The sequence below is a fragment of the Chromobacterium amazonense genome (assembly GCF_001855565.1).
GTDB classification, from domain to species: domain Bacteria; phylum Pseudomonadota; class Gammaproteobacteria; order Burkholderiales; family Chromobacteriaceae; genus Chromobacterium; species Chromobacterium amazonense.
On record NZ_MKCR01000003.1, the window covers coordinates 95702 to 111679 of the forward strand.

Here is a 15978-nt window from a genome sequence, read left to right on the forward strand (position 1 = left end):
CCTGCTTGTCAGTGGCGCCGGTTTAAGCCAGCGACAGCCACAGGCCGGCCGTGGATGCGGTCATGAAGCCGGTCAGGATCGAAGCCAGCAGCGCGCGCATGCCGATGTCGGCCAGCTCCTGCTGTCTTGACGGGGCCAACGCGCCGATGCCGGCCACGCAGATGCCCACCGAGGAAAAGTTGGAAAAGCTGGCCAGCGCGAAGGTGGAGATCATCACCGTGCTGGGCGACAGCGAGCCGGCCGCCTTCATCTTGGCCAGGTCCAGATAGGCGATGAACTCGTTCAGCACGATCTTCTGGCCCAGCAGGCTGCCGACGCCCAGCGTTTCATGCCAGCCTATGCCCATCAGGAAGGCGCAGACGCGGAAAGCCTGGCCGGCCAGATACTGCAGCGTCAGGCCGTCGAACATGCCGCCGGTGGCAGCGCGGATGGCGCCGTTGACGCCCAGCAGTTCGCCCAGGCCGTCCTTCACCACGTAATTGGCCAGTGCGATTAGCGATACGATGGCCAGCAGAATGGTGGCCACGGCGGCGGCCATCTTCATGCCGTCCAGCGCGCCGGACACCACGGCGCTGACGAAGTTGCCGCCGGTCTTTTCCTGCTCGGCCGTGAGCTTGTTGCTGGAAATCTCCCCCGGGCTGGTTTCCGGGAACATGATCTTGCAGAAAGTGGCGGCGCCGGCCGCGTTCATACAGGAAGCGGTCAGCAGATAAGTGGCGAAGCGGGCCTGCTCGGCCGGATCCGTGCCGCCTAAAAAGGCCACATAAGCGGCCATCACGCCGCCGGACAGCGTAGACATGCCGGCAATCATCATGCAGGCCAGCTCGGAGCGGGTCATATGTTGAATATAGGGGCGAGCGAGCAGCGGGGCCTCGGTCTGGCCCAGGAAGATATTGGCCGCCGTCACTACGCTCTCCGGGCCGGACAGGCGCAGGCTGCGCTTCATCAGCCAAGCCAGGCTGTTGACCACTTTCTGCAGGATGCCGAAGTGGTATAGCAAGGCGCTGAAGGCGGAGAAAAAGATGATGACCGGCAGCACGGTGAAGGCGAACAGGAAGCCGAGCTTGCCGCCTGGATGCGATAGATCGCCGAAAATGAAGCGCGCGCCGTCGCCGGAGAAGCTCAATACCTTGGCGAAGCCGCTGCCGAAAGCGGCAAAGGCGGCGTTGACCGCGGGCAGGTAGTTGATCGCCAGGAACAGGCCGCTGGGAATGGCCAGGCCGATCAGCGCGGTGCGCCAGTGAATGGCGCGGCGATTGGTGGAGAAAGCGAAGGCTGTGCCGACAAGGAGCAGCATGCCGGCCAGGGCTTGTATGGTATTCACGGAGACGCCTTTAAAACTAGCAGGATAATGATTTGCTAATGCTTAAAGACGCGGCATTCTACAGCAAGAAACCGCCGGCCATAAAGGGCGGCGGTCGATGGCGGCGCATTTTACCCGGATGGGTAGCGCATCGTCATTCCGGCTTGTCATCGCTATGTGGCGAGTCGTCGTCCATCAGGATGCGGTGGGCCGGGCCTTCCATGTCGTCGAACTGGCCGGCGCGGGTGGCCCACCAGAAAATCGCGCCGATGACGAAGGCCAGCACCAGGCTGAGCGGAATGAGCAGATAAAGGCTTTCCATCAAGGTTTCCGTTGGGTAAGGCGCAGGGCGTTGCCGACCACCAGCAGGGAGCTGAGCGCCATGCCCAGGCTGGCCAGCCACGGCGTGACATGGCCAGCGATGGCCAAGGGCAGCGCCACCACATTATACCCCGCCGCCCAAAGCAGGTTTTGCCGAATCACCGTCAGCGCCCGCCGACCCATGGCTATGGCCTGGTCTATCAGCAGCAGCTGGTCGGCGATCAACACCATGTCGCCGCTGGCGCGGGCGACATCGGTGCCGCCTCCCATGGCAATGGAAACGTCGGCGCGCGCCAGCACCGGCGCGTCGTTGATGCCGTCGCCCACCATCAGCACGCGCCGGCCCTGGGTCTGCAGTTGGGAAACGAAGGCCAGTTTGTCCTCCGGCGCGGCGCGAGCGCGCCAATCTGCGATGCCCAGTTCTTCAGCCAAGCTGGCGACGGCGGTTTCGCCATCGCCGCTGAGCAGATGCACGGCCAGGCCGCGCGCGCGCAGCTTGCGCACCAGCGCGGCGGCATTCTCGCGGCAACTGTCGCCGATGGTGAAGCGGGCCTGTATCCCGTCACGATTGGCCAGCAACACCTGGCTGCAGTCTGGGTGCCAGTTTGTCTGTTCCGTTACCGGCTGGTTCAGCCAGGCGGCAATGAACGGCGCCGATCCCAATCGCCATTCCTCGCCGTCAATCCTCCCGGCGACGCCGTGCCCCGGATGATTGGCCGCGGATTGCAGCGTGGGCAGCGCGAGGCCCTCCGCCGCGGCGACGATGGCTTGCGCCAGCGGGTGTTCGGAAGCCTGTTCCAGCGCCGCGGCCAGCGCTAGGGCCTGCGCGTGGGGCAAGGGGCCTTGAGCGCCGCGCAGCCGCATCTGGCCGTGCGTCAGCGTGCCGGTCTTGTCGAACACCACGTCGGTGATTTTCGCCATCGCCTCCAAGGCATGGCCGCGCGTGGTGAGCACGCCTTGCGCGGCGAGGTTGCCGCTGGCGGCGGTCAAGGCTGCCGGGGTGGCCAGCGACAGCGCGCAGGGGCAGGAGATCACCAGCACCGCCACCATGATCCACAGCGCCCTATCCGGATCGACGGCATGCCAGCCGAGATAGGTGGCCGCCGAGGCCAATAGCAGCAGCGCGACGAACCAGCTGGCGAAACGGTCCGCCAGCACCGCCAGTCTGGGTTTTTCGGACAGAGCCTTGTCCAGCAAGCGCACGATGCCAGCCAGCCGAGTGGCGGGGCCGACCTGCTCCACTCGCATCACCAGCGGGCTGGCGGTGTTGACGCTGCCGGCGATCAGCGTGTCGCCGGCGTGCTTGGCGATGGGCCGGCTTTCGCCGGTCAGCAGCGATTCATTGCTGGCGCTCTCGCCGTCCAGCACAATGCCGTCGGCCGGGATGGTTTCGCCGGGTTTGATCAGGATGACGTCGCCGGGGCGCAGGCTGGCGACGGTGGCCTCGCGGCTGTCGCGGCTGTCTGGCCAGTTCGCCAGGCGGTGGGCGAAGGCCGGCACCAGCTTGACCAGGCTTTCGCTGGCGGCGCCGGCCTTGCGCCGGGCGATGCCTTCCAGATAGCGGCCGCCAAGCAGCAGAAACACGAACATCGACACCGAGTCGAAATAGATGCCGTGCTCGTACTTGTGGATCAGCGCCCAGAGGCTGGCGAGGAATGCCGTGACAATGCCGATGGTGACCGGGGTGTCCATGCCGACGCGGCCGGTTTTCAGGTCGCGCCAGGTGTTGCGGTAAAACGGCAGGGCCGAATACAGCAGCACCGGCAAGGTCAAGATAAAGCTGGCCCAGTGCAGCAGCCAGAGGAAGTCCGGCGCGATGTCGCCGTCCGGCGCCAGGTAGACCGGCACCGCGTACATCATCACCTGCATCATCGATAGTCCGGCCACCCACAGCCGGGTCAAGGCCTGCTTGCGTTCTTTCTGCTGCAGTTTCTCCTGGCGCTCGGCGTCGTAGGGATGGGCGCGATAGCCTATGTCCGCCACCGCCTGCAAAATGGCCGACAGCTGGATGCGGCTGTTGTCCCAACGCACGCGGGCGCGCTGAGTGCTGTAATTGATGTCTACCGCCAGCACGCCGGGCAATCGGCGCAGATGCTGCTCGTTCAGCCAGATGCAGGCGGCGCAGGTGATGCCTTCCAGCATCAGCGCCGCTTCGCGCTCCTCGCCATTGCCCCGGTGGACGAAGCTTTGTTGCAGCTCTTCCGCGTCATACAGCTTGATCTGCTCCAGCACGGCGGACGGCAGCGCCTCGGCGCGGGCCGCTCCCTCGGTCCGGTGCTGGTAGTAGTCGGCCAGGCCGGACTGGATGATGGTGTTGGCCACCGCCTGGCAGCCGGCGCAACAGGCCGCCTCTTCTTGCTGGCGGTAGCGGATGGGGAAGCGGGCGCCGGCGGGGACGGGCAGGCCGCAATGGAAACAGTTCTCGCTCATGACGAGGGATTGTAATCAATGCTGGCCCGGATTGCTTGATCCAGCTCATAGGCTGTCCAGTCGCGGCGCTTGCATTGTCCGGCATTGGCCGCATTTGTCCGTCATTGAGCGCAAGCTAGCGAAAGGATGGGAATCATGATGCAGGCAGTTGTGCAGCGCACGCCCGGCGGCGTGGAAACGATGGATATAGGCGAGTGGCCGCGCCCGCAATTGGCCGCGGGCAAGTTGCTGGTGCGGGTGATGGCTGCCGGAGTCAACCGCGCCGACCTGGTGCAGCGCGAAGGCCGCTATCCGCCGCCGCCTGGCGCCAGCCCGCTGATGGGCCTGGAAGTGGCAGGCTGGGTGGAAGAGGCGGCGGACGGTTCGGCGTTCCAGCCGGGCGACGCGGTATTCGGCCTGGTGGAGGGCGGCGGCTATGCCGAGTACGTGCTGATGGAGGAGGCTTTGGCCATCGCCAAGCCGGACGAATTGTCCTGGGTCGAGGCCGCCAGTCTGCCGGAGGCCTGGATGACGGCCTGGTTCAATCTGGTAGAAAAGGCCCAGTTGCAAGCCGGCGAGCGCGTATTGGTCCATGCCGGCGCCAGCGGCGTCGGCGCGGCGGCGATCCAACTGGCTGGCATGCTGGGGGCGGAGGCGTTCGCCAGCGCGGGCAGCGAGCAAAAGCTGGCGTTCTGCCGCGAGATGGGCGCGCGGCAAGCCTTCAACTATCGCGAAACGGCGGCGTTTGGCGATCTGGTCAAAAGCTGGGGCGGGGCGGATGTGGCGCTGGACCCGGTGGGCGCCAGCTATCTGGCGGAGAACCTGCAGGCGCTGAATCCGGATGGCCGTTTAGTGAACATCGGCCTGATGGGCGGCTTGAAGGCGGAGCTGGATTTCGGCCGGCTGCTGATGAAGCGGCTCAGCTTGATAGGCTCCACGTTGCGGCCACAGCCCTTGGCGGTGAAGGCCCGGCTGGCGGCGGCGCTGCGCGAGCGCATTCTGCCGGCGATTCTCGACGGCCGGCTGCGCGCCGTGGTGGACAGCAGCTATCCCTGGACCCAGGTGGCGGACGCGCATCAGTATATGGCGGAAAACCGCAACCTGGGCAAGGTGGTGCTGACGATGTTTCCCGCCCAGGCCGGGGAGGCCTGAGCGGGTATGGCTTAGCCGTGGGCCTGGTTCAGTTGGCGGGCGATGATGTCGTGGTTCAGCCATAGCACCGGGGCGGCCGGCTGCGCGGCTTCGCCGAACATCAGCGCGCCGCTGGCTTCGATCACCAGGCTGCTGAGGTGGTCGGTGATCAGCGCCTTGGGATCGCGGTGCATGGCGACGATGGATTCGGAAGCGCCTATCATCACTTCCGCCAGTTCCGGGCTGTTCGGCATGGGCCAGGCCGCGAAATCGCGGAAGCCGCGCATCACTTCGTCATTATTCAGCGCGTCAAGCTTGCCCAGCACATCCTCCAGCGCGCAGCCGTCCTGCAGCAAGGCGGCGCAGGCCTGCCATTGCGCGTCCGCCCAAGCGCCGGCTTGCTCGCGCTTCAAGGCGCGCAGCAGCGCCAGCAGCGGCAGCTCCACGCCGACGAAGATGTCGGATGAATTGGTGCGGATTTCCGGACAATTGAACACCGTGGCTTTGACGCCGTTTTGCCAGGCCGCGCGGGCGATGTTTTCCAGCCGCATCTTGGCGTAGCCCTGGGTGTAGTTGGTGTAGGTCTGCCACTGGTATTCGCCGTTGATCAGAATCTCGGTGCCATGATAGCCGTAGGCGGTATAGCGCACTTGGCCGCCGGAGGATTCCAGTCGCTGGCGCAGCGTGGCGCTGCCGTCTATAAGGTGCTGGAAAGTGTTGGCGGTGACTTCGTCGAAGTTCTGCAGAATCAGCTTGCCTAGGTCGCTGCCCAGCAGCGCTTCGGTGGACAGGAAGCGCTCGCCGCGGCCTTTGTAGACGCGGTTGGCGATGGCGAGGAATACCTTGGCCTTGGGAATGCCGCCCGCCATGGTGTGGGCGAAGAATACATTGCGGCCATCGGCTATCATGCCGTCCAGCTGCGCCATGGCTTGCGCCACGCTGGTTTGGAAACGCGCGACGCCAATCTGGCGGCATTTCTCGATATGTTCCCAGTCCAGCTTGTCTTCCTGCCAGGTTTTCAGGCTCAGCGCGCCCAGCAATTGGGTGGGCGTCGCTTCGCCTGCCGGCGCATCCTGGTCGAAACCGGCCATCAGCGGCACATTGATGATCTTGCCGCCCAGATTGGCTTCCGCTTCCGCCAGCTCTTGTTCGTTCAGCGGGCGCAGCTGGTTATTCTCGTCGCGGCGGCCCACGGTCATGCCGATGATTTCCATGCCGGCCTTGCGCGCCTCGTTGATCAGGCCGTTGGCGTAGCCGCGGCCGAATAATTCGCCGAACAGGACGAATACGTCGCCGGGACGGAAGAGGGTGTGTTGCGGGAGTGTGCGCAGGGCGGTGGCTTCGGTCATGTGATCGATCTTTCCTGATGAATGGCGACTTGCCGCGCTCGTGGCGGGCATGTTGCGAGTGTTTTAGTGTGATTGCTCGAAAATGGCGTGCATGATACCCGAAACGGCTTCTCATGCGCGCCATTTCGACGCGGCGGCGGGCTCTGCCGCCGGCCTGTCACGCTTGCAGCGGCGACAGCGCCTCGATCAGCGCCACTTCCTGGGCGTAGCTCAGATTCTTCAGCTTGCCGAGCAAGGCCTCGCTGTTGATCTGGAACTGCTGATCCAGCTCGTCGTCGATGATGCGGGCCTCCACCGCCAGCCACACGCCGCGGCAGGAGGCCGCGCTGTCGAAGTGGATGCCGGCGATGACGCCGGCGATCAGGCGCAGTTCGTCGTCGCTGAACAGGCGCGACAGCAGCGCTTGCTCGCGGCGGACGATTTCGGCGTAGCGGTCGCAGATCTGCTGCACGCGGTCGGCGTCGCCGTAGTGGGCCGGCTCCTCGTGCGCCGGCGCCGCCCCGCCGTGATGGAACCAGGCCTCGATCAACGGACGCAGCTGCGGCAAGTCCTCATGCCAGACGCGGGCCAGCGCCTCGCGGAATTCTGCGCGGTCGGTGAAGGACAGCTCGTCGAAGGGCATGGCCGGCAGCACGTTTTCATCCAGCGTGCGCTTGCCCACCCAGATGCGGCCCTCATCGTCCAGCCGGGCTTCTCCGCGCCAGACGGCCTGTTCTTCGGTAGCCAGATTGTCGACGTGGATTTCCACATACGGCAGCGGCGCGTTCTGCCCCTCGTCCTCGGTGACGAAGCGCAGGGTGATGTCGAACAGGCCGTGCTTCAATACTTCCAATAGTTGCAGGCCGCCGGCGTGGCCGGCCAGGATGTAGCGATCGTCGTTTTCATAAACGGCCACTTCTTCGGGCTGGGCGGCCGGATGGATCAGCTTGGCGCGCAGCGCGTCGGCCAGCTCGTTGGCGTCGTTATGGTGGATGTCGAAGCCGGTGCGGTAGGCTTCGCGCTCATGCCACAGCGCGTTCCAGTCGTACATGTCGGGAGTCCTTGGTGTTGCCGGATGGGCGGCAGTGTAGCGCCAAAAGCCGGTGGCGACGAGTCGGCCGAGCTTTCGGCCTCAAGTTTTTGCCGCCGCCGTTTATTAATGGAGAAACTATAAAACTATCATTTGTTTTTACCGAAATTTTCTTGGGGCTGGGCTAGCATGCTATAATCTTTCGATTTTTCTGTTTTCAGAATTCCAGCCGAAACGCTAAACATGACCCGACAAATCCGCAACATCGCCATCATCGCCCACGTGGACCATGGCAAGACCACCCTGGTTGACCAATTGCTGAAACAAAGCGGCACCTTCCGCGAAAACCAGCATGTCGACGAACGCGTAATGGACAGCAACGATCTTGAAAAAGAGCGCGGCATTACCATTCTCGCCAAAAATACCGCCATCAACTACGAAGGCGTGCACATCAACATCGTCGACACCCCGGGACACGCCGACTTCGGCGGCGAGGTGGAGCGGGTGCTGGGCATGGTGGACGGCGTGGTGCTGCTGGTCGACGCCGTGGAAGGCCCGATGCCGCAAACGCGCTTCGTGACCAAGAAGGCGCTGGCTCTGGGCCTGCGTCCCATCGTGGTGATCAACAAGATCGACCGTCCGGGCTCGCGTCCGGACTGGGTGGTTGACCAGACTTTCGACCTGTTCGACAAGCTGGGCGCCACCGACGAACAACTGGACTTCCCGATCATCTACGCATCGGGCCTGTCCGGCTTCGCCAAGCATGAGCTGGATCAGGAATCCAGCGACATGCGTCCGCTGTTCGATACCGTGCTGTCCCACGTGCCGACCCCGGCCGGCAGCGCCGACGCGCCGCTGCAGCTGCAGATCTCCGCGCTGGACTACTCCACCTATACCGGCCGCCTGGGCCTGGGTCGCGTGCTGAACGGCCGCATCAAGCCGGGCCAGCAAGTGGTGGTGATGAACCACGAAGAACAGGTGGCCACTGGTCGCATCAACCAGGTGCTGGGCTTCAAGGGGCTGGAGCGCGTGGAAGTTGCGGAAGCTGAAGCCGGCGACATCGTGATCATCTCCGGCATCGAGGATATCGGCATCGGCGTGACCATCTGCGACAAGGACCAGCCGGTTGGCCTGCCGGTGCTGTCCGTGGACGAGCCGACCCTGACCATGGACTTCATGGTGAACACCTCGCCGCTGGCCGGCACTGAAGGCAAGTTCGTGACCTCGCGCCAGATCCGCGACCGTCTGAACAAAGAGCTGCTGACCAACGTGGCGCTGCGCGTGGAAGACACCGGCGACGCCGACGTGTTCCGCGTGTCTGGCCGCGGCGAGCTGCACCTGACCATCCTGCTGGAAAACATGCGCCGCGAAGGCTTCGAAATGGCTGTGGCCAAGCCGCGCGTGGTTTACAAGGAAATCAACGGCCAGAAGTGCGAGCCGTATGAAAACCTGACCATCGACCTGGAAGACGATCACCAGGGCGGCGTGATGGAAGAAATCGGCCGTCGCCGCGGCGAGCTGACCAATATGGAATCCGACGGCATGGGCCGCACTCGCTTGGAATACCATATTCCGGCGCGCGGTCTGATCGGCTTCCAGTCGGACTTCATGACCATGACCCGCGGCACCGGCCTGATGAGCCACGTGTTCGACGACTACGCGCCGGTGAAGCCGGACCTGCCGGGCCGCCACAACGGCGTGCTGATCTCGCAGGAAAACGGCGAAGCTGTCGCCTACGCGCTGTGGAAGCTGGAAGATCGCGGCCGCATGTTCGTGTCCCCGGGCGACAAGCTGTACGAAGGCATGATCATCGGCATTCACAGCCGCGACAACGATCTGGTGGTGAACCCGGTCAAGGGCAAGCAGCTGACCAACGTGCGCGCCTCCGGCACCGACGAAGCCGTGCGCCTGACCACCCCGATCAAGCTGACCCTGGAATCTGCCGTGGAGTTCATCGACGACGACGAGCTGGTGGAAATCACGCCGAAATCTATCCGCATCCGCAAGCGCTACCTGCAAGAGCATGAGCGCCGCAAGATGGCCAAGATCGAAAGCAACTGATCCAGATTGATGGATCGGCATGAAACAAACCCCGCGCCAGCGGGGTTTGTTTTGGGCGCCGCCTTTGCGCCAATCGGCGTATGTTCACGGCTGAAATCACAATATATTGATCGATGGCAAACTCCTATCCCATATTTTGAATAAAAAGCCGGGCAGCGCCTGGTGAATTTCGCCACAATAACGTCCGTTGCGGAGCCGGCGCGCGCCAGCTCCGCTTTCCGACGATAGAACTGTGGAGGGGCGACGATGCTTCAGGTGCGCAAGCGCGATGGCGCGGTGGTGGAATTCGACATCGGCAAGATTGCCAATGCTTGCCGGCGGGCGGCGGCGGCGGCCGGCCATGCGGAACCGGCCGGCCTGGCGTTGGAAATCGCTGCGCAAGTGGAGCGCGAGTGCCGCGAATTGGCGCGGGATGGCCGTCTGGACATTCCGGCCATCCAGAAGCGGGTGGAGGATGCGCTGATGCGGCGTTATCCGGAGGTGGCGCGGGTCTATATCGAGTACCGCCATGATCGCGACACCGTGCGCGCCCGCGGTTCCGAATTGCACGCCAAACTGATGGGTCTGGTGCACAAGACCGACGAGGAGGCCACCACCGAGAACGCCAACAAGGACGCCAATGTGTTTCCGGTGATGCGCGACCTGATGGCGGGCATCGTGTCCAAGCAGTTCGCCGGCAACTTCCTGCCCAAGGATATCCTGGCAGCGCATGATGATGGAGACATCCATTTTCATGATCTGGACTACTCGCCGTTCCTGCCGTTCACCAATTGCTGCCTGGTGGATTTGAAGGGCATGCTGGAGCAGGGTTTCCGCCTGGGCAATGCCCAGATCGAGAGTCCCAAGTCGATAGGCGTGGCGTGCGCCGTCACCGCGCAGATCATCGCGCAGGTGGCCAGCCACCAGTACGGCGGCACCACCATCCCGAATATCGATCAGACGCTGGCGCCGTATGTGCTGAAGAGCTATCGCAAGAATCTGGATGTGGCCAGGCAATACGCCATCCCCGATCCTGATCGTTACGCCCGGGAGCGGACGGAGAAGGAATGTTACGATGGCATTCAGGCTTGCGAGTATGAGATCAACACCCTGTTCAGCTCCAACGGCCAGCAGCCGTTCGTGACTTTCTCCTTCGGCATGGGCACGGCTTGGGAGGAGCGCATCATTCAGCAGTCCATCCTGCGCGTGCGCATCAAAGGCCTGGGCAAGGAAGGCATCACGCCGGTATTCCCCAAGCTGGTGATGTTCATCGACGATGGGGTCAATCTGAAGCCGGGCGATCCCAATTACGATATCAAGCAGCTGGCGCTGGGATGCACGTCCAAGCGCATGTATCCGGACATCATTTCCGCCGCCTTGATCCGCCAGACCACCGGCTCTTCGGTGCCGGTTTCGCCCATGGGGTGCCGCAGTTTCCTGTCGGTGTGGCGCGACGCGTTGGGCCGGGAGGTGCTGGATGGCCGCAACAATCTGGGCGTGGTCAGCCTGAATCTGCCGCGCATCGCCATCGAGGCGCGCGGCGATGCCGAGGCGTTTTGGCGCTTGCTGGAGCCGCGTCTGCAGCTGTGTTTCCGCGCGCTGATGCTGCGCATCGAGCGGCTGCGCGGGGTTAAGGCCAATGTGGCGCCGATTCTGTACACCGAAGGCGCCTTCGGCATGCGGCTGCGGCCGGACGAAGACATCATGCGCCTGTTCGAGGGCGGGCGCGCCTCCATTTCCCTAGGTTACATCGGCCTGCATGAGGTGGGCGTGCTGCTGTTCGGCAAGCATCCGGCTGATAGCCGCGAGGCTCAGGCATTCCAGCGCCAGGTGGTGGCGCGGATGAAGGAAGCCGCCGCGCAATGGCGGCGCGAAACCGGCTTTGCCTTCTCCTTGTACTCCACGCCCAGCGAGTCCTTGTGCCACCGTTTCTGCAAGCTGGATAAGGAGAAGTTTGGCAATATTCCCGATGTCACGGACAAGGGCTACTACACCAACTCCTTCCATCTGGACGTATTCCGCAAGGTCAACCCGTTTGAGAAGATAGACTTCGAAACCGGCTTCGCCGAGCTGGCCAACGGCGGCCATATCACCTATGTCGAGCTGCCGAACATGCAGCACAATCTGAAGGCGCTGGAGGCGATCTGGGATTACGCCTTGCAGCGCGTGCCGTACTTCGGCAGCAATACCCCGGTGGACTCCTGCGGCCAGTGCGGCTTCATGGGAGAGGCCGTGGCCGACGCGGCGGGGTTCTGCTGCCCGCAGTGCGGCAACCGCGACAGCGCCTCGCTGTCGGTGACGCGCCGGGTATGCGGCTATCTGGGCAGTCCCAACTCGCGTCCGTTCAATGCGGGCAAACAGAAGGAAGTGATGCGGCGCGTCAAGCATTATGGCGGCGAGCATTGAGGCGGCCATGAATTACGACCGCTACTACACCTGCGATCTGCTCAACGGCGAAGGGGTAAGGGTGACGCTGTTCGTCACCGGCTGCCCGCATGCCTGCTTGGGCTGCCACAACCCGTCAACCTGGGATCGCAAGGCCGGCCGGCCATTCACGCCAGAGGTGCGCGAGCAGTTGCTGGCGCATTGCGCCAAGCACGACGGCTTGAGCTTGTCTGGCGGCGATCCGCTGCACCCGGCCAATCGCGGCGAGATTCTGGACTTGTGCCGGCGCTTCAAGGCGCGCTATCCGGACAAGGATATCTGGCTATGGACCGGCTACCAGCATGAGGAGGTGGCTGAGTTGGATATTCTGCGCTATGTCGATGTACTGATCGATGGCCGCTACCGCCAGGGCTTGCCGACCAGCAAGCCCTGGAGAGGATCGGATAATCAGCGGTTGATCAAGCTGCGCGCTTGATCAGGGGCAGTTGTTGCTGCCGCTGACGCAGCTGACGTAATTGCTCTCGAAGCCGAGGTTGCTGCGGTCTCGTCCGTACAGAGCGAGCATCTTGTAGTCGCTGGCGGCCAGCGTCAGGCCGGACAGGTTGAAGCTGGCGCTGCCGGCGCTGCCCAATTTGCCGCCCAGGTCGATGTGGACGGGATTGTTGCAGCTGCCGCTGTTGCAGAATGAGGCGTCATGCGGGACGACGCTATTGCTGCCGGTCCAGGAGAAGCTCAAGGCGCCTCCTTGGGCGCTGGCGTAGTTGGCCAAGGCGCTCTGGCTGGCGCTGTCAAGCGTCAGCCAAGGCAGTGCCGCCAGCTGAGACGATTGCGGCGGCACGCCATCCACGCGAGTGAAGACGCTGGTGATCAGGCTGCCGAAGGCATTGTCGGAGTACAGGTCGATCTTCACTTGCCGTCCGCGTTGGAAGAAGGCGGAGATCAGCGCGTCGCCGGATGCCAGGTTGCCATTATTGAAGCCGTCCAGGCCCAGCCAGGTGCTGCCGCAACTGCTGCCTTGCATGGTCAGTCTGGGTTGGCTGGCGCAGCCGGCATTGCTGAGCGTGGCGATGGGCGCGCTGTCCCAGCCGGTGCCGGCAGCGTTGCGTTGATAGACCTTGGCGGATTGAACGGCGTTGCTGACGCCATTGGCGCTGGTGCTGATATCAAACGAAATCGCACGGTAATAGCTCGGTTGCGGATTGCTGACGCCTACTCGCAGCGTGCGCTGCACATTGGCGTTGACGTGGATTTCATAGGGCGATGCCTGGCCCAGCAGTTTCCACGCCGTTGCGCCGTTGCGCAGCACCACCGCCATTTCCGCGCCTTCCTGCACCGTGCTGCCGTTGATGACGTCGAAGCCGACGGTGCAGATTTTGTCGCTGCCGGAGAAGTCGCAATCGCGCAGCGTGGGGTTGGCGACGCTGCCGCCCAGCAAGCCGTCTTGCGACAGGAAGCCGCAGATGGATGAAGCGAAATTGCTGGCATTGAGGGACTGCTGGTTGATGCTGAGCGTGAACTGCGGATCCAGCAGGCCGGCGTTGTTGTTCAGCACGGTGGCGCAGGCGCCGGCGCTGCTGCTGCTGGCGGCGCTATTCAGTGCCGAAAATATCTGGCTGATGCTGGTCAGGTCCAAGCCCAACCCGTTGAGCAAGGTGCTGTCGCTCAGGCTGCCGGATTGGCTGCCGCTATTGTCCACGTAGAAGTTGCTGCTGCCAAAGCGCCCCTCCAGCTGTACGAAGGTATGGCCATTATTGGTCCCGGTATTGGCGGCGATGGCGTCCAGCACCTTGTCCATCCCGGTGCGATTGGCGCTGAAGGCAGTGGTGGTGAGGTCGGCGCCGCTATTGAGGCCGGATGCGGCCAGGACTTGCGATAAAGCGCTCTGCAGGGTTTGCTGGCTGCTGCTGAGCGCGCTGGCGGACGGCGCGCCGGCGGTCATGATGTTGGCGGCGTCGCTGCCGCTGGCCAGCGTGACCAAGGCGGTGGTCAGTGACGTGACATTGGCGGTGCCTGCGCTTTGCGCCACGGCGTAATGACAGGTGTAGACCGCGTTGACCAGGCCGCAGGCCTGCAGTCGGAAGGGCGCGGTCAGCGCGCTGACGTCCAGGTTGCTGTAGCTGCCGTCGCTATTGACGCTGACGCTGGCGGTCTGGCCATTGGCGCCCAACACCGTCAGCGTGGCATTCTGCATCGGGGCACCTACCGCCACGGTTCCGGACAGGCTGCTCGATCCTGAGCTGCTACCGCCGCCACCGCCGCCGCCACAGGATGCCAGCATGAAGCAGCATCCCAGCCAAAACCATGCAGCTTGAGCCTTCATTGCATTTCCCCTTCGCGGTTTGGCCGATGGCGGCCGGTGTTTTCAGACTAGTCAAAAGCGATGTTGAATGCATGGCGAAACGTGCTTGCTTGTCGCGGGTGCTTGATTCATTCACGCAGCTGATGCTGGCGGCCGGGGTGTCTGAACGAAATCTCGCCGCTGGCGGTGCGGGCCTCCTTTCCCAGGCTGGTCTATCAGCTGGCATCAGTCAATAGTCCGCTGCTGGCGCGCATGGCCAAGACCCATGGCGGCGACTATGGGCTGGCGATGGCCATAGTCGCCGGCTTGGTGGCATTGGCCATCGCGATATTGATCCGCTTCAGTCGCGAGCGGCGAGGGGGGCGATGTCGGTGCTATAGCCGTAGTCGCGTCTTTTCCAGTCACAACTGGGCCAGCCGCGCGCGGCAGGCTTGCGCTTCGTCCATGACGCGGGCGAACAGCTCGGCCACCGTCGGCACGTCGTCGATCAGGCCTTGGGCCTGGCCTATCAACTGCACGCCCTTTTTATGGTCGCCATCCTGGATGGCCAGGCGGATGGACTCCGTCGCGGCGCCGAACAGGGCCAGTTGGCGCAAGGCTTGCGGCTGGCTGAGCATGCCGCCTATCGCCACCTTCAGCACCGGCATTCCCATGCGCCGGGCGACCGCGCTGGCGCGGAATGCGGCGGGAATGAGTCCCAGCGGCTTGCGGCTGGCGCGGCGCGCGGCGGGGGTGTCCATCATTCGGCACCATAGGCCGTCGAAGTTTTTCGAATACAGGGTGTCGGCTACGCCGCGCTGCAGCACCATGTCCTTAGTGTTGGCATGCACCGGGCTTTCCCGCGTCATGGCGAGCCGGGTGCCCATGGCGACGGCGTCCGCGCCCAGCGCCAGCGCCGCGATGAGACCTTCGCCGCCGGCAAAGCCGCCGGCGGCGACGATGGGCAGCGAGCTGGCGCGCCGGATCGCCGGCACCAGCACCAGCGAGGTGGCGCTGCCGCCGTGCGCCGCAGCCTCGTGCCCGGTCACCAGCAAGGCGTCGGCGCCGCATTTTTCCGCCGAGACGGCGTGCTTCTCCGTGACCACCGTCGCCAGTACTTTGCCGCCGTAGCGGTGCGCCGCCTCGGCGATCCAGTCGCCCTTGCCTAGCGAATAGTTGATCACTGGCGCTTGTTCTTCCAGCGCGACCCTGGCATTGTCGGCCGCGCCCGGCATCATCAAGGTGCAGCCGACGCCGAAGGGCTTGTCAGTCAACTCGCGGATGCGGCGGATGGCGGCGCGCGTCTGGTCTGGGGTTAGCGGCCCAGTGGCGAGAATGCCCAGGCCGCCGGCGTTGCCGACGGCGGCGACCAGTTCCGGCGTGGCGATATAGCTCATGCCGGGGCAGAGTAGCGGGCGTTCAATCCCAAGCAGACGGGTGATGGCGGTGTGCATGATGGCGGCGGATGGCTGGTTTACAATGAAGCCTTATTGTTGACGTTTTCGTTCCAGAATTCAAACGGTTGTTTTAATTATGACGCTGATAGTTCTGATGGCTTGGCTGTATGTGGTATTGATGTTGTCCGTAGGCCAGTCCAGCATTGTGGGCGGCGCGGCGGTTTTCTTCTTTCTGGGCGTGCTGCCAACCTGGTTTGTCGCATGGGTGATACGCAACAAGCTGCGCCGCCGCCGTGCGGAGCGGGAACAGGGACGGAAAGCTTGAGGCGGAAGGCTTTCCGGTGCTAGAATCTTGC

Annotated in this window: 12 protein-coding genes; 5 read left to right on the forward strand and 7 right to left on the reverse strand. The window is 63.8% G+C overall.

The genetic code is table 11. The annotated features are described in order from the left end of the window. Positions 1 to 22: 22 nt before the first annotated feature. From BI343_RS02385 to BI343_RS02395, 3 genes are all read right to left on the reverse strand, one after another. On the reverse strand, positions 23 to 1324 hold the full coding sequence (locus tag BI343_RS02385) for a NupC/NupG family nucleoside CNT transporter (protein ID WP_071108513.1): 1302 nt from the start codon (positions 1322 to 1324) through the stop codon (positions 23 to 25). Between the two features lie 133 nt (positions 1325 to 1457). Then, positions 1458 to 1625 carry a cbb3-type cytochrome oxidase assembly protein CcoS gene (gene ccoS, locus BI343_RS02390; protein ID WP_043629276.1) on the reverse strand — a complete coding sequence of 56 codons (168 nt, stop codon included), beginning with the start codon at positions 1623 to 1625 and terminating at the stop codon, positions 1458 to 1460. Beyond that, positions 1625 to 4054: a heavy metal translocating P-type ATPase gene (locus BI343_RS02395; RefSeq protein WP_071108514.1), complete on the reverse strand. Its 2430-nt coding sequence runs from the start codon at positions 4052 to 4054 to the stop codon at positions 1625 to 1627. Before BI343_RS02395 ends, ccoS begins: the two co-directional genes overlap by 1 nt. Before the next feature lie 135 nt (positions 4055 to 4189). Here BI343_RS02395 and BI343_RS02400 point away from each other — a divergent pair, with 135 nt between their 5' ends. Further along, positions 4190 to 5185: an NAD(P)H-quinone oxidoreductase gene (locus BI343_RS02400; RefSeq protein WP_244886555.1), complete on the forward strand. Its 996-nt coding sequence runs from the start codon at positions 4190 to 4192 to the stop codon at positions 5183 to 5185. Between the two features lie 11 nt (positions 5186 to 5196). Here BI343_RS02400 and BI343_RS02405 read toward each other — a convergent pair whose 3' ends face one another. Next, the gene (locus BI343_RS02405) at positions 5197 to 6513 is read right to left on the reverse strand and encodes an enoyl ACP reductase FabMG family protein (RefSeq protein ID WP_071108515.1); all 1317 of its coding nucleotides are present in this window, start codon (positions 6511 to 6513) and stop codon (positions 5197 to 5199) included. 157 nt (positions 6514 to 6670) lie between these two features. Next, entirely contained in the window at positions 6671 to 7543 is an 873-nt protein-coding gene (locus BI343_RS02410; RefSeq protein ID WP_071108516.1) for a hypothetical protein, read from the reverse strand. 222 nt (positions 7544 to 7765) lie between these two features. Between BI343_RS02410 and typA the strand changes: the two genes are divergently transcribed. From typA to nrdG, 3 genes are all read left to right on the forward strand, one after another. Continuing rightward, positions 7766 to 9583, forward strand: coding sequence for a translational GTPase TypA (gene typA / locus BI343_RS02415; protein ID WP_043629285.1), 1818 nt, complete (start codon positions 7766 to 7768; stop codon positions 9581 to 9583). Positions 9584 to 9829: 246 nt separating this feature from the next. After that, complete coding sequence (gene nrdD, locus BI343_RS02420) at positions 9830 to 11968, forward strand: anaerobic ribonucleoside-triphosphate reductase (protein ID WP_071108517.1); 2139 nt, start codon at positions 9830 to 9832, stop codon at positions 11966 to 11968. 7 nt (positions 11969 to 11975) lie between these two features. After that, positions 11976 to 12422, forward strand: a complete 447-nt coding sequence (nrdG, locus tag BI343_RS02425) for an anaerobic ribonucleoside-triphosphate reductase activating protein (protein ID WP_071108613.1) — start codon at positions 11976 to 11978, stop codon at positions 12420 to 12422. Here the strand turns inward: nrdG and BI343_RS02430 are convergent, their stop codons facing one another. Together BI343_RS02430 and BI343_RS02435 are read right to left on the reverse strand one after the other, a co-directional pair. Next, complete coding sequence (locus BI343_RS02430) at positions 12423 to 14225, reverse strand: hypothetical protein (RefSeq protein WP_139165615.1); 1803 nt, start codon at positions 14223 to 14225, stop codon at positions 12423 to 12425. Between the two features lie 422 nt (positions 14226 to 14647). Further along, complete coding sequence (locus BI343_RS02435; protein ID WP_339375036.1) at positions 14648 to 15706, reverse strand: NAD(P)H-dependent flavin oxidoreductase; 1059 nt, start codon at positions 15704 to 15706, stop codon at positions 14648 to 14650. Positions 15707 to 15758: 52 nt separating this feature from the next. On the opposite strand from BI343_RS02435, the gene BI343_RS02440 reads away from it, so the two are divergent. Next, positions 15759 to 15947, forward strand: coding sequence for a hypothetical protein (locus BI343_RS02440; protein ID WP_071108520.1), 189 nt, complete (start codon positions 15759 to 15761; stop codon positions 15945 to 15947). Positions 15948 to 15978: the final 31 nt, after the last annotated feature.

Excerpts from the sequence above, each read along its gene's own strand:
- ccoS (WP_043629276.1), bottom strand. The coding sequence starts at position 1,625 with ATGGAAAGCCTTTATCTGCTCATTCCGCTCAGCCTGGTGCTGGCCTTC.
- BI343_RS02395 (WP_071108514.1), bottom strand. The coding sequence starts at position 4,054 with ATGAGCGAGAACTGTTTCCATTGCGGCCTGCCCGTCCCCGCCGGCGCC.
- BI343_RS02400 (WP_244886555.1), top strand. The coding sequence starts at position 4,190 with ATGATGCAGGCAGTTGTGCAGCGCACGCCCGGCGGCGTGGAAACGATG.
- BI343_RS02405 (WP_071108515.1), bottom strand. The coding sequence starts at position 6,513 with ATGACCGAAGCCACCGCCCTGCGCACACTCCCGCAACACACCCTCTTC.
- BI343_RS02410 (WP_071108516.1), bottom strand. The coding sequence starts at position 7,543 with ATGTACGACTGGAACGCGCTGTGGCATGAGCGCGAAGCCTACCGCACC.
- typA (WP_043629285.1), top strand. The coding sequence starts at position 7,766 with ATGACCCGACAAATCCGCAACATCGCCATCATCGCCCACGTGGACCAT.
- nrdD (WP_071108517.1), top strand. The coding sequence starts at position 9,830 with ATGCTTCAGGTGCGCAAGCGCGATGGCGCGGTGGTGGAATTCGACATC.
- nrdG (WP_071108613.1), top strand. The coding sequence starts at position 11,976 with ATGAATTACGACCGCTACTACACCTGCGATCTGCTCAACGGCGAAGGG.
- BI343_RS02430 (WP_139165615.1), bottom strand. The coding sequence starts at position 14,225 with ATGCTGGCATCCTGTGGCGGCGGCGGTGGCGGCGGTAGCAGCTCAGGA.
- BI343_RS02440 (WP_071108520.1), top strand. The coding sequence starts at position 15,759 with ATGACGCTGATAGTTCTGATGGCTTGGCTGTATGTGGTATTGATGTTG.